Origin of the sequence: Streptomyces sp. NPDC020597, from assembly GCF_044335095.1 — a bacterium.
In the GTDB taxonomy this organism is placed as follows: domain Bacteria; phylum Actinomycetota; class Actinomycetes; order Streptomycetales; family Streptomycetaceae; genus Streptomyces.
In genome coordinates, this window is sequence record NZ_JBIRUL010000002.1 from 119,378 (window position 1) to 131,977 (window position 12,600).

General features: G+C 73.8%; 11 protein-coding genes. 4 read left to right on the top strand and 7 right to left on the bottom strand.

Annotated features, from left to right (window positions below; genetic code table 11):
- Positions 1 to 47 precede the first annotated feature (47 nt).
- The 3 genes from ACH4ZA_RS04215 to ACH4ZA_RS04225 form a co-directional block, all read right to left on the bottom strand.
- Positions 48 to 1,334 (bottom strand): HRDC domain-containing protein, encoded by a 1,287-nt coding sequence (locus ACH4ZA_RS04215; RefSeq protein WP_398427915.1) that lies wholly within the window; start codon positions 1,332 to 1,334, stop codon positions 48 to 50.
- A 191-nt stretch (positions 1,335 to 1,525) separates the two neighbouring features.
- Entirely contained in the window at positions 1,526 to 2,185 is a 660-nt protein-coding gene (locus tag ACH4ZA_RS04220; RefSeq protein WP_057575736.1) for a response regulator transcription factor, read from the bottom strand.
- 243 nt (positions 2,186 to 2,428) lie between these two features.
- Complete coding sequence (locus ACH4ZA_RS04225) at positions 2,429 to 3,055, bottom strand: DUF3000 domain-containing protein (RefSeq protein WP_057575738.1); 627 nt, start codon at positions 3,053 to 3,055, stop codon at positions 2,429 to 2,431.
- A gap of 282 nt (positions 3,056 to 3,337) precedes the next feature.
- Between ACH4ZA_RS04225 and hemE the strand changes: the two genes are divergently transcribed.
- Positions 3,338 to 4,405 carry a uroporphyrinogen decarboxylase gene (gene hemE / locus ACH4ZA_RS04230; RefSeq protein ID WP_319278184.1) on the top strand — a complete coding sequence of 356 codons (1,068 nt, stop codon included), beginning with the start codon at positions 3,338 to 3,340 and terminating at the stop codon, positions 4,403 to 4,405.
- A gap of 1 nt (position 4,406) precedes the next feature.
- Here the strand turns inward: hemE and ACH4ZA_RS04235 are convergent, their stop codons facing one another.
- Positions 4,407 to 5,219, bottom strand: coding sequence for a rhomboid family intramembrane serine protease (locus ACH4ZA_RS04235; RefSeq protein ID WP_398427916.1), 813 nt, complete (start codon positions 5,217 to 5,219; stop codon positions 4,407 to 4,409).
- Positions 5,220 to 5,343: 124 nt separating this feature from the next.
- Here ACH4ZA_RS04235 and ACH4ZA_RS04240 point away from each other — a divergent pair, with 124 nt between their 5' ends.
- Complete coding sequence (locus ACH4ZA_RS04240; RefSeq protein ID WP_319278180.1) at positions 5,344 to 5,613, top strand: hypothetical protein; 270 nt, start codon at positions 5,344 to 5,346, stop codon at positions 5,611 to 5,613.
- A gap of 183 nt (positions 5,614 to 5,796) precedes the next feature.
- On the opposite strand, the gene ACH4ZA_RS04245 is transcribed toward ACH4ZA_RS04240, so the two are convergent.
- Together ACH4ZA_RS04245 and ACH4ZA_RS04250 are read right to left on the bottom strand one after the other, a co-directional pair.
- Positions 5,797 to 7,179 (bottom strand): FAD-dependent oxidoreductase, encoded by a 1,383-nt coding sequence (locus tag ACH4ZA_RS04245; protein ID WP_319278179.1) that lies wholly within the window; start codon positions 7,177 to 7,179, stop codon positions 5,797 to 5,799.
- A gap of 27 nt (positions 7,180 to 7,206) precedes the next feature.
- The gene (locus ACH4ZA_RS04250; protein ID WP_398427917.1) at positions 7,207 to 8,370 is read right to left on the bottom strand and encodes a DUF4349 domain-containing protein; all 1,164 of its coding nucleotides are present in this window, start codon (positions 8,368 to 8,370) and stop codon (positions 7,207 to 7,209) included.
- 172 nt (positions 8,371 to 8,542) lie between these two features.
- On the opposite strand from ACH4ZA_RS04250, the gene hemG reads away from it, so the two are divergent.
- Positions 8,543 to 10,000 carry a protoporphyrinogen oxidase gene (hemG, locus tag ACH4ZA_RS04255; RefSeq protein ID WP_398427919.1) on the top strand — a complete coding sequence of 486 codons (1,458 nt, stop codon included), beginning with the start codon at positions 8,543 to 8,545 and terminating at the stop codon, positions 9,998 to 10,000.
- Positions 10,001 to 10,005: 5 nt separating this feature from the next.
- Positions 10,006 to 10,737, top strand: coding sequence for a hydrogen peroxide-dependent heme synthase (hemQ, locus tag ACH4ZA_RS04260; RefSeq protein ID WP_319278172.1), 732 nt, complete (start codon positions 10,006 to 10,008; stop codon positions 10,735 to 10,737).
- A gap of 96 nt (positions 10,738 to 10,833) precedes the next feature.
- On the opposite strand, the gene ACH4ZA_RS04265 is transcribed toward hemQ, so the two are convergent.
- Entirely contained in the window at positions 10,834 to 12,435 is a 1,602-nt protein-coding gene (locus tag ACH4ZA_RS04265; RefSeq protein WP_398427920.1) for an alpha/beta hydrolase, read from the bottom strand.
- Positions 12,436 to 12,600: the final 165 nt, after the last annotated feature.

A 12,600-nucleotide genomic window follows, 5' to 3' on the forward strand; every position in this document is an offset into this window, starting at 1 on the left:
GTACCGCCCGCCTGTGGCCGGCGTGCCGTGCACGGCGTCCGCCGCGGTCACTCGTCCTTGTCCGACAGCGCTGCGGCCAGCACCGGCGCGACCTGTTCCACCTGCCAGGGACGCGCTCCGTACCCGGCCAGCGCCCTCGTCACCGCTTCCGGGTCGGCCGCCGGGGGCTCCCAGCAGACCCGCCGCACCGCGTCCGGCGCGATGAGGTTCTCCTGCGGCATGTTCAGCTCCTCGGCCAGCGCCGACACCGCCGACCTCGCCGCGCTGAGCCGCGCGGCGGCCGCGGGGTCCTTGTCGGCCCAGGCGCGCGGCGGCGGCGGCCCCGTCACCGGCTGTCCCGGCTGGGGAAGCTGCGACTCGCTCAGCGCCTTCGCCCGGTCGACCGCGGCCTGCCACTGCTCCAGCTGCCGCCGCCCCATCCGGTGCCCGAATCCGGCCAGCGCGGCCAGCGCGTGCGCGTTCGCCGGGAGGGAGAGCGCGGCCTCCACGATGGCCGCGTCCGACAGCACCTTGCCCGGCGACACGTCGCGCCGCCGCGCGATCCGGTCCCGGGTCTCCCACAGCTCCCGCACGACGCCCAGCTGCCGCCGCCTGCGCACCTTGTGCATGCCGGACGTGCGCCGCCAGGGGTCCTTGCGGGGCTCGGGCGGCGGGGCGGAGGCGATCGCGTGGAACTCCTGGTGGGCCCAGTCGAGCTTGCCCTGCCGGTCCAGCTCCTTCTCCAGCGCGTCGCGCAGGTCGACCAGGAGCTCCACGTCGAGGGCCGCGTAGCGCAGCCAGGGCTCGGGAAGCGGCCGGGTCGACCAGTCCACCGCGGAGTGACCCTTCTCGAGGACGAAGCCGAGCACGCCCTCCACCATCGCGCCGAGGCCGACCCGCGGGAACCCGGCGAGCCGTCCGGCCAGCTCGGTGTCGAACAGCCGCGTCGGCACCATGCCTATCTCCCGCAGGCACGGCAGGTCCTGGGTGGCCGCGTGCAGCACCCACTCCGCGTCGGACAGCGCCGCGCCGAGCGCGGAGAGGTCGGGGCAGGCCACCGGGTCGATCAGCGCGCTGCCGGCGCCCTCGCGGCGCAGCTGCACCAGATAGGCGCGCTGTCCGTAGCGGTACCCGGAGGCGCGTTCGGCGTCGACGGCGACCGGTCCGGAGCCCGCGGCGAAGGCGGCGACGGCCGCGGCGAGGGAGGCCTCGTCGGCGATCACGTCGGGGATGCCCTCGCGAGGCTCGAGCAGAGGTGTCGGCGCCCCGGAAGCAGTGGATCCGCCTTCGTCCGGAGGGGCGCCTCCGGTGGTTCGCAGTGAACTGGCTGCTGCGGTTTCTTGGGCGTCGGTCACCTGTCAAGGGTATCGGTGTATCGACGCCGCCCGCCGACGGAACGTTCCGTCGGCGGGCGGCGCAGGGTCGTGAACCGGTCAGGCCGGGGCGCGGCGGGGAGGGGACGAGAGGGGCCGGCGGGGACGCGGCGGGCCTCCCGGCGGTCGTGGGGATCGGGGGGAAGTCCAGGACGCCGGGGCGGGGCGGGGACTCAGTGGATGATGCCGGTCCGCAGGGCGACCGCGACCATGCCGGCGCGGTCGCCCGTGCCGAGCTTGCGGGCGATGCGGGCGAGGTGGCTCTTGACGGTCAGCGCGGACAGGCCCATCGAGACGCCGATGGCCTTGTTCGACTGGCCCTCCGCGACCAGCCGCAGCACCTCGACCTCACGGCCGGAGAGCTCGCGGTAGCCGCCCGGGTGGCTCGGGGCACCCGGGGGGCGGCGGTGCATACGGGCGGCCGAGCCCATGGGGGCGGCGCCCGGACGGCCGGGGAGGCCGAGGTTGGTGCGGGTGCCGGTGACCACGTAGCCCTTGACGCCGCCGGCGAGGGCGTTGCGCACCGCGCCGATGTCGTCGGCGGCGGAGAGGGCGAGCCCGTTGGGCCAGCCCGCGGCGCGGGTCTCCGACAGCAGGGTGAGGCCGGAGCCGTCGGGCAGGTGGACGTCGGCGACGCAGATGTCGCGGGGGTTGCCGATGCGGGGACGAGCCTCCGCGACGGACGAGGCCTCGATGACGTCGCGCACACCGAGCGCCCACAGGTGACGGGTGACGGTGGAGCGGACGCGCGGGTCGGCCACGACCACCATGGCGGTGGGCTTGTTCGGGCGGTAGGCGACCAGGCTTGCGGGCTGCTCGAGGAGAACGGACACCAGGCCTCCTGGATGGGGGACGGGAGCCGGTTCGCGGGGGCTCGTGGGGAGGAAGCCGGGACGAACCGTGCTTTCAAGGTCACAGTCGTCTTCGGCAGCGAACCCGGGGTCCTTTAGAGAATGATCACGATCTAGTGAGTAACAATCTGTGCAATTCGGACACGCGATCGATCATCCGAAGATCGAGTCGGTTTAAGTGGGTGTCGGACGGGATCGAAAATGGCCGTATCGACAAAGAGATGGTCAACGTGAGTGTGGCCCCCGACGCTGCGGGAGTGTCACCACGGACGCGTCGCCGGGTCCGGCCGGCGGCAGCCCGGCCACCTGTGCCAGCAGGTCGCACCAGGACGACAGGTGCGCCCCGGTGTCCGGGACTCCGCCGAGGCCCTCGCGAGGCGTCCAGGACGCCCGGATCTCGATCTGCGAGGCCGCCGGACGCTCCGCCAGCCCCCCGAAGTAGTGCGAACTCGCCCGCGTGACGGTCCCGCTCGGCTCCCCGTACGTCAGACCGCGCGCCTGGAGCGCGCCGGTCAGCCACGACCAGCACACCTCGGGCAGCAGCGGGTCGGCGGCCATCTCCGGCTCCAGCTCCGCCCGCACCAGGGTCACCAGGCGGAACGTTCCGCGCCAGGCGTCGTGCCCGGCCGGATCGTGCAGCAACACCAGCCGGCCGTCCGCCAGGTCCTGCTCGCCGTCCACGACCGTCGCCTCCAGCGCGTGGGCGAAGGGGGCGAGCCGCTTCGGGGCCGGCGTCGGCTCGATCTCGATCTGCGGCCGCAGCCGGGCCGCTCTCAGCCCGTCGACTGCGGACCGGAACGGCAACGGAGCCGACCTGCCCCCGTCCCGGTCCCCCTCGTTCGCGTCATCCATCCCGCCAGCGTCGTCCGACAGTCGTCCCTGAGCCGCAGCCATGCGGGGAAGATTAAGGGGAACGGGGGCTTCGCGCAGGGCAAGACACCCGCGCGGGACCTGCGGACGGGTGCGCGCTGGGCGAACAGGCGCACGGACCGCGCACGCCCGCGACCCGCACGGGGCGGCCGCACGAGGACGTCCGCCCGCGCCGGACACCCTCCCCGCACGCCGAGCGGAGGCGGCGGGCGGGCGCCGAGGGGGCGGCCGCAGGGCCTCCCGCGCCGTGCGAGACTTGCCGTCGTGAGTGCGAACGAGAGCCCGGCGGGCCGGCAGCCGACAGCGACCTACGACAGCGCCTTCATGAAGGCGTGCAGGCGCGAGCCCGTGCCGCACACGCCCGTGTGGTTCATGCGGCAGGCCGGACGCTCGCTGCCCGAGTACCGCAAGGTCCGCGAGGGCGTCCCGATGCTCGAGTCCTGCATGCGGCCCGAGCTGGTCACGGAGATCACCCTGCAGCCCGTGCGCCGGCACGACGTCGACGCGGCGATCTTCTTCAGCGACATCGTCGTCCCCCTCAAGGCCATCGGCATCGACCTCGACATCAAGCCCGGCGTCGGCCCGGTCGTCGAACGCCCCGTCCGCACCCGCGCCGACCTCGCCCGGCTGCGCGACCTCGCCCCCGAGGACGTCTCCTACGTCACCGAGGCCATCGGACTGCTCACCGCCGAGCTCGGCGCCACCCCGCTGATCGGTTTCGCGGGCGCCCCTTTCACTCTCGCGAGCTATCTCGTCGAGGGCGGACCGTCGCGCACCTACGAGAACGCCAAGGCGATGATGTACGGCGACCCCGAGCTCTGGGCCGACCTGCTGGACCGCCTCGCCGAGATCACCGCCGCCTTCCTCAAGGTGCAGATCGAGGCGGGCGCGAGCGCCGTCCAGCTCTTCGACTCCTGGGCCGGCGCACTCGCCCCGGACGACTACCGCCGCTGCGTGCTGCCCGCCTCCGCGAAGGTGTTCAGCGCGGTCGAGGGCTACGGCGTCCCGCGCATCCACTTCGGGGTGGGCACCGGTGAGCTGCTGCGGCTCATGGGCGAGGCCGGCGCGGACGTCGTCGGCGTCGACTGGCGCGTCCCGCTCGACGAGGCCGCCCGCCGGGTCGGCCCCGGCAAGGCGCTCCAGGGCAACCTCGACCCGACGGTCCTGTTCGCCGGCGCCGAAGCCGTCGAGGCCAAGGCCGGCGAGGTCCTGGACGCGGCCGCCGGACTCGAGGGCCACGTCTTCAACCTCGGCCACGGCGTCATGCCGTCCACCGACCCGGACGCGCTGACCCGTCTCGTCGAGTACGTCCACACGCGGACGGCCCGCTGAGTCACCAGGTGTGCCGGGGACGCGCCCGCCTGCCGAACAGCAGGCCGCGCGGCTCCGGCGGCGCCGGCGTGCCGGGCTTGAGCGGCCAGGCGAGCAGCATGCCCGCGAGGAAGCCGACGACGTGCGCGGCGTACGCCACGGTCCCGGCGTCCGAGACGCCCTCGCCGGAGGAGTACACCGCCTGCAGCCCGAACCAGAAGCCCAGCACCAGCCAGGCCGGCAGACGCAGCGGCAGGAACACCAGGAACGGCACCAGAACCCACACCCGGGCCTTCGGATACAGCACCAGGTACGCGCCGAGCACGCCCGCGATCGCCCCGGACGCGCCGATCAGCGGATCGGTGGAGTCGGAGTTGACCAGGGCGAAACCGTACGAGGCGGCATAGCCGCACACGACGTAGAAGACCGCGAAGCGGACGTGCCCCATGCGGTCCTCGATGTTGTTGCCGAAAATCAGCAGAAACAGCATGTTGCCCAGCAGATGCAGCCAGCCGCCGTGCAGGAACATCGCCGTGAACACGCTCAGCGCCGGTGACTTCGTGTAGTCCGGCGGCCCCAGCTGACAGGACGCGCCCCGCACCTCGCCGGTGGGGACCAGCTGCGGGAACTGATGGTCGATCAACTCCCGCGGCACGGCCGCCCAGTGGTCGAGGAAGGCGTGCAGATGGCACGTCTGGGCCAGGCTGCTGTCGCCCGCCACGGAGCCGGACAGGCCCGGCATGAACCAGAACACGAGGACGTTCGCGGCGATCAGCGCGTACGTCACCACCGGGGTGCGGCGCACGGGGTTCACGTCATGCACGGGGATGACCACAAGGAAGTACTGCCCCCGATCCGTTCGGCGAATCGGTGAACGCCGCTTCCCAGCAGTGCGTATGAACCGGCAACCGCTCGCGGCACGAGGAAGGCGAGTCGCGGGGACGACGTGAGGAACAGCGATGAACGACCAAGTGACCCCCGCGATGCACGCCACGCCCGACGGCGAGGCGGAGATCTCGCTGGTGATCCGGCTGCCCTGGGAGGACGTGGCGAGACTGGGCCAGGAGGCCGGGCGGCTCGCTGCGCAGATGCAGCGCCCGGTGACACTGGACGAAGCGGTCAGCAACCGGCTGCGGTCGCGGGCCGCGGCGGCCGCGCACGCGAAGCCGGCGGAGCAGCCCCCCGCCGCGGCGGTCTCCGCCCTGCCGCGCCTGACCGGAACGGCCTGAGGAACACCGGGAACCGCTGGAGAAACGCCTCAGCTGAACGGTTTCAGAAACGCCTGACCGGAACCGCGTGAGAAACAGGGGAACAGGGGCGCGCGGCAGCGGGCCCGTGGGGCCCGTCGCGCGCATCACGCGGCAGGTCCGAGGCGGCGCGGTCCGGTCCCGCGCCGCCCGGTCCGCGCCGCCCTACTCCCGTCCGCTGCCGTGCACCTTGGCCGTGGCCTTCCTGGCAGCCACCAGCACCGGATCCCACACCGGACTGAACGGCGGCGCGTAGCCGAGGTCGAGAGCCGTCATCTGCTCCACCGTCATCCCGGCGGTCAGGGCCACCGCCGCGACGTCGACCCGTTTGCCGGCGCCCTCCCGCCCGACGATCTGGACGCCCAGCAGACGGCCGGTCCTGCGCTCGGCGAGCATCTTGACCGTCATCGGGGACGCGCCCGGGTAGTAACCGGCTCGACTGGTCGACTCGACGGTGACCGACTCGAAGCGCAGGCCCGCCCTGGCCGCGTCCTTCTCGCGCAGCCCGGTACGGGCGATCTCCAGATCGCAGACCTTGCTCACGGCGGTTCCGACCACGCCCGGAAACGTGGCGTAACCGCCTGCGACATTGGCGCCGATGACCTGCCCGTGCTTGTTGGCGTGGGTGCCCAGGGCGATGTGGCGCTCCTGGCCCGAGACCAGGTCGAGGACCTCGACGCAGTCGCCGCCGGCCCAGACGTCCTCGTGGCCGCGCACCCGCATCGCCATGTCGGTGAGCAGCCCGCCGTGCCCGCCCACCGGTAGACCGGCGGCCTGCGCGAGCGCCGTCTCCGGCCGCACGCCGATGCCCAGCACCACCACGTCCGCCGGATACTCGGCGTCCTCGGTGCGCACCGCCCGCACCCGGCCGTCGTGCGTCGTGCACACCTCGGTGACCTCGGCGTCGTTCACCATGGCGATGCCCATCCCCTCCATCGCCCGGTGCACCAGCCGGCCCATGTCCGGGTCGAGGGTCGACATCGGCTCGCTGCCCCGGTTGACGACCGTCACCTCGTAGCCGCGGTTGATGAGCGCCTCGGCCATCTCCACGCCGATGTAACCGGCCCCCACGACCACGGCCCGTCGTCCCCGCGCGCGGGACAGCGTGTCGATCAGCGCCTGCCCGTCGTCCAGGGTCTGCACCCCGTGCACGCCCGCCGCGTCCGCACCGGGCAGGTCCGGCCGGATCGGGCGGGCCCCGGTCGCGACGACGAGCTTGTCGTACGACGTCCAGGACTGCTCCCCGGAATCCACCGCACGCGCGCGTACCCGCCGTCCGGCCACGTCGATCTCGGTGACCTCGGTGCGCAGCCGCAGATCGATCCCCCGCGCGCGGTGCTCCTCGGGGGTGCGGGCGACGAGATCGTCCCGCCCGGCGACGTCGCCGCCCACCCAGTAGGGGATGCCGCACGCCGAGTAGGACGTGAAGTGCCCGCGTTCGAAGGCCACGATCTCCAGCTCCTCGGGCCCTTTCAGACGCCGGGCCCGGGACGCCGCGGACATCCCCGCGGCGTCGCCGCCGATCACGACCAGTCGCTCGATGCTCATGCGAACACGCTACGGGGGGAGTGCAGTTCAGTCCTGCCCGGGCTCGCCCGCCCCGGCCCCGGCCTGTCCGGCCCCGCTCTGCTCGGCCCCGCTCTGCTCGGCCCCGCTCTGCCCGGCCCCGGCCTGTCCGGCGGCGGCCTGCCCGGTCTCCGGCTGTCCGCTGCCGCTCCGCGGGGCGCCCGCCAGGCCCGCTGCGGTCCGCGGGGCGGCCCCGGACTGCCCCGGAACGCCCAGCTGCGCCCAGCGCGCCTCCGCCGCCCGGCGGCGCGGCCGCACCACCCGCAGCCACACCAGCAGGAGCAGCAGACCCGCCGCGAGGAAGGGCAGCGTCGCGCCGAACGCCACCGCGATCCAGCGCAGCACCGTCACGAACGCGCCCCAGCCGCCCGTCACCGCGTCCACGAAGCCCGGGTCGTCGTCCTCGGCGGCCTCCACCACCGGCTTCTCCGCCAGCGTCAGCGTGACGGTCGCAAGGCTCGTGCGGTCCTTGAGGGAGGCCTGCTGCGCGAGCAGGGCCTCCAGCGCCGCCTCACGGTTGCTCAGCTCGCCCTCCAGCGTCACCACGTCGCTCAACTTGACGGCCCGGTCCATCAGCTCACGGACCCGGGCGACGCTGACGCGCTGCGAGGCGATCCGGCTCTCGACGTCGACGACCTGGTCCGTCACGTCCTGGGCCTTCGCCGTGCGCTCCAGCAGCTTGCCCGCGCCCTGGAGGTCGGCGAGCACCTCGTCGTACTTCCCGACGGGGATCCGCAGCACCACGCGGGTCCGCTCGGCGTCGTCCTCGTCCCGGACGGTCGTCTCGTCGCCGACGTAGCCGCCGGCGTTCTCGGTCGTCGTACGCGCCTCGTCGAGGGCCTTGGAGACGTCCTTGACCTGCACGGTCAGGGTGGCCGTGCGGATGATGCGGTTCGCGGCGGGCCTCGGCGCCGCAGTGGCCCCGGAGCCGCTCGCGCCCGCCCCCTCCTTCGCATCCGTCCCCTCCTTCGCGTCCGAGTCCGAGGCGGCGCCCGTGTCCCGGGCGGCCGCGTCACCGACGGCGGCCTTGTCGGACGCGGTGCTCCCGCTGTCGTCCGCGCTGCCGCTGCAGCCGGTCAGCGCGAGGCCCGCGGCCAGCAGGAGGCCGGCCAGGGCGTGCGCGGGCCGTGCGCAACGGCGCGCGGGGCGTCCTGCTGAACGTCGTGTGCGCATGTGGGTGTCCCCCCGAGGGTGTGAACGGCTGATGACTGGCCACTGACGCTTCTTCGACGCCGGGGCGGCCCCGGACGTTTGCGGTGATCGGTTCCGAACAGGTCACGGTCGGGACGCGAGGAGGACACCGGGGCCCGGCGGCGGTGTCGGTGGGGTCTGAGAGAGTGGGGTCATGAGCGCAACGGGTACGGGCACCGGGCAGCACGTCGTCGTCGTGGGAGCCGGAATCGCCGGACTGGCCGCGGCCCACCGGCTGCTCGGGCGCGGGGCCAGGGTCACCGTGCTGGAGGCGTCCGACCGGGTCGGCGGCAAGCTGCTGCCCGGCGAGATCGCGGGCGTGCGCGTGGACCTCGGCGCCGAGTCGATGCTGGCGCGCCGCCCCGAGGCGGTCGCCCTCGCGCGCGAGGCGGGCCTCGCCGACCGCCTGCAGCCGCCGGCCACCGCCACCGCCTCGATCTGGACCCGCGGCGCCCTGCGCCCCATGCCCAAGGGCCACGTCATGGGCGTCCCCGGCACGGGCGGCGCCCTGTCCGGCGTCCTGTCCGAGGAGGGCGTCGCCCGGATCGAGCGCGACGCCGACCTGCCCCGCACCCCGCTCGGGGAGGACGTGGCGGTCGGCGAGTACGTGGCCGCCCGGATGGGCCGCGAGGTGGTCGACCGCCTCGTCGAACCGCTGCTGGGCGGGGTGTACGCCGGGGACGCCTACCGGATCTCGATGCGGTCCGCCGTCCCCCAGCTCTTCCGGGCGGCGCGCGAGCACCCCTCCCTGACGGAGGCCGTCCGCGGCATCCAGGCCACGGCCGCCGCGAACCAGCAGAGCGGGCCGGTCTTCATGGGGATCGAGGGCGGCGTGGGCTCCCTCCCGCTCGCGGTCGCCGCGTCCGTCGAGGCCCGCGGCGGAAGGATCCACACGCGCGTGCCGGTGAGCGGCCTGCACCGCGACGCCGCAGGCGGCTGGCGCGTCACCGCCGGGGAGCGGGTGCTGCACGCCGACGCCGTGATCGTCGCCGTCCCCGCTCCGGCCGCCGCCCGGCTGCTGGCCGCCGAGGCCCCCGGAGCCGCGGCCGAACTGCGCACGGTGGAGTACGCCTCCATGGCGCTGATCACCCTGGCCTACCGGCGCGCCGGGACCACCCTGCCCGAAGGCAGCGGCTTCCTCGTCCCGCCCGTCGACGGGCACACCATCAAGGCGTCCACGTTCGCCTCCCGGAAATGGGGCTGGATCGCCGACGAGGACCCGGGCACCCTCGTGCTGCGCACCTCGGTGGGGCGCCACGGCGAGACGGACATCCTGGGACGCGACGACGCCGACCTGGTCGCCGTCTCCCGCCACGACCTGCGCGAGGCCACGGGCCTGGCCGCCGCACCCGTCGAGACCCGTGTCACCCGCTGGACGGACGGCCTGCCCCAGTACCCGGTCGGCCACCACGCGCGCGTGGCCCGCATCCGTGAGCACGTCGCGAAACTCCCCGGCCTCGCCGTGTGCGGCGCGCAGTACGACGGCGTGGGCATCCCGGCCTGCATCGCGAGCGCGTACGCCGCGGCCGACCAGGTCGGCGGCGACCTGAGCGCCGCACGACGCCTCGCGGCCGACCCGGTGCAGAGCCTGCACGGCGGAGCGGGAGAATGAGAACCATGAGTGACGACGCCTCCACCACCGAGCCCGGCAGGATCCCGAACAAGGGCAAGCTGGCCAAGGACCTCAACGAGGTCATCCGTTACACCCTGTGGTCCGTCTTCAGGCTGAAGGACGCGCTGCCCGAGGACCGCACCGGCCTCGCCGACGAGGTGCAGGAGCTGTTCGACCAGCTCGCCGCCAAGGACGTGACCATCCGCGGCACGTACGACCTGTCCGGGCTGCGCGCCGACGCCGACCTCATGATCTGGTGGCACGCCGAGACCGCCGACCAGCTGCAGGAGGCGTACAACCTCTTCCGCCGCACGAAGCTGGGCCGCGCCCTCGAGCCGGTCTGGTCGAACATGGCGCTGCACCGCCCCGCCGAGTTCAACCGCTCGCACATCCCGGCGTTCCTCGCCGACGAGACGGCCCGCGACTACGTGAGCGTCTACCCCTTCGTGCGCTCCTACGACTGGTACCTCCTGCCCGACGAGGACCGCCGCCGCATGCTCGCCGACCACGGCAAGATGGCCCGCGGCTACCCCGACGTCCGCGCCAACACGGTCGCCTCGTTCTCGCTCGGCGACTACGAGTGGATCCTGGCCTTCGAGGCCGACGAGCTGCACCGCATCGTCGACCTCATGCGTCACCTGCGTGCCTCGGAGGCCCGTATGCACGTCCGCGAGGAGGTCCCGTTCTACACGGGCCGCCGCAAGTCCGTGGCGGACCTGGTCGCCGGGCTGGCCTGACGCCCTCGAGGAGCGCGGCGCGGCACCTGCCCGCATGCGGAAGGGCCGCGTGGGAGCGACAGCTCCACGCGGCCCCTGCGTCGCTGCGACGGCGTCTCAGCGCGACGCGATCGGTTTCGGCTCCGGATGCGCCGCGCAGGCGGAGCGCCGGGCCGGGAGCCTCCCCTCCAGCAGATACGCCTCGAGATGCCCGTTGACGCAGCGGTTGGGACCGCCCGCGATGCCGTGGGTGCCGGCGTCCCGCTCCGTCACCAGCACCGACCCCGACAGGCGGCGGTGCATCTCCAGCGCCCCGTCATAGGGCGCGGCGGCGTCGCGCTCGGCGGCCAGGATCAGCGTCGGCGGCAGCTCGCCCGGCCCCGTCCGCACGTCGAGCGGCCGCTGCCGGGGCGCCGGCCAGTACGCGCAGGGCAGATTCGCCCACACGTTGTCCCAGGTCTCGAACGGCGCGACCCGCGCGAGGCGCGTGTTGTCGCGGTCCCACACCTTCCAGTCCGTCGGCCACGGCGCGTCGTTGCACTCCACGGCCGTGTACACGGCGTTCGCGTTCTCCGCCTCCGCCGCCGCCCCCTGCACCGGACCGGCCTGCGCGATCAGCTGCTTCGGATCGCCCTTCAGGTACTCCGACAACGCCTTCGCGCGCGCGGGCCAGTAGTCGTCGTAGTACCCGGCCTGCAGGAACGCACCCTGGAGCTGGCCCGGCCCGACCTTGCCGCCGGCCGGCTCCGCGGCCAGCCGGGCCCGCGCCCGCTCGTAGCTGAGGAGGACCTCCTCCGTGGTGTCGCCGAGGCCGTACACGTCGTCGTGGGCGGCGATCCACTCGCGGAAGTCCGTCCAGCGGCTCTCGAACGCCATCGACTGGTCGAGGTTGTTGCGGTACCAGATCTGCGCCGGGTCCGGGTTCACGGCCGCGTCGAACACCATGCGCCGCACGTGGGACGGGAACAGCGTCGCGTACACCGCCCCGAAGTACGTGCCGTACGACGCGCCCATGAACGTCAGCCGATCCTCGCCGAGCGCGGCCCGCAGCACGTCCAGGTCGCGGGCGTTGTTGAGCGAGTTGTAGTGCCGCAGGGCGCCGCCCGCCCGCTTCGCGCAGCCCTGTGCGTACGCCTTGGCCTGCGCGATGCGCTCCCGCTTGTACGACTCCGAGGGATGCGTCGGCGCGGGGGAGGGGCCCTTGAAGAAGCGCTTGGGGTCCTGGCAGGACAGCGGCGCCGAACGTCCGACTCCGCGCGGGTCGTAGCCGACGAGGTCGTAGGCCGCTCCGATGCGCTTCCACTCCGGGAGGAGCCCGATCAGCGGGAAGTACAGCCCCGAGCCGCCGGGACCGCCCGGGTTGAAGACCAGGGCGCCCTGCCGGGGCACCCGGTGTTTGCTGTTGTGCGGGTCCCGGTGGGTGGCCGACACCCGGCTGACGGTCAGTTTGATCTGACTGCCGTCCGGACGGGCGTAGTCCAGCGGTACGGCGACCGTGCCGCACTGCATGGCCGCAGGCAGCTCCTCCGCCTCGGCGCAGGCCCCGAAGACCACGCCCTTCGCCGCGGCCCGTGCGGCGGCGAGCGCCACCCCGGACGCCGGGGACCGTGGGGCGGCCGCGTCCGGGACGCCGCTCGCCGGGAGGCCGCCTGCCGGGACGGCGGAGAGGGCGGTCAGCAGCAGGGCTCCTGCGGCCGAGTGGAGGGCGGCGGCTCTCATCGGGGGTCCCTTCGATGCACGGCGGCGACAGAAGGGATGTTTGGTGCGGTTGTGGGGGAAGGCAAGCACCGGTGACGGGTGTCGCCGCCAATGCCCCTTGTGCGCCCCCGGCTGGTGCAGCGCGCCCCCACCTGGCGGGCGGCCGTGCGTGTGGAGCCGGGTGCC

Coding starts and splice junctions, on each gene's coding strand:
- ACH4ZA_RS04225 (WP_057575738.1), bottom strand. CDS start 3,055: ATGGATGACGCGAACGAGGGGGACCGGGACGGGGGCAGGTCGGCTCCG.
- ACH4ZA_RS04240 (WP_319278180.1), top strand. CDS start 5,344: ATGAACGACCAAGTGACCCCCGCGATGCACGCCACGCCCGACGGCGAG.
- ACH4ZA_RS04245 (WP_319278179.1), bottom strand. CDS start 7,179: ATGAGCATCGAGCGACTGGTCGTGATCGGCGGCGACGCCGCGGGGATG.
- ACH4ZA_RS04250 (WP_398427917.1), bottom strand. CDS start 8,370: ATGCGCACACGACGTTCAGCAGGACGCCCCGCGCGCCGTTGCGCACGG.
- hemG (WP_398427919.1), top strand. CDS start 8,543: ATGAGCGCAACGGGTACGGGCACCGGGCAGCACGTCGTCGTCGTGGGA.
- hemQ (WP_319278172.1), top strand. CDS start 10,006: ATGAGTGACGACGCCTCCACCACCGAGCCCGGCAGGATCCCGAACAAG.
- ACH4ZA_RS04265 (WP_398427920.1), bottom strand. CDS start 12,435: ATGAGAGCCGCCGCCCTCCACTCGGCCGCAGGAGCCCTGCTGCTGACC.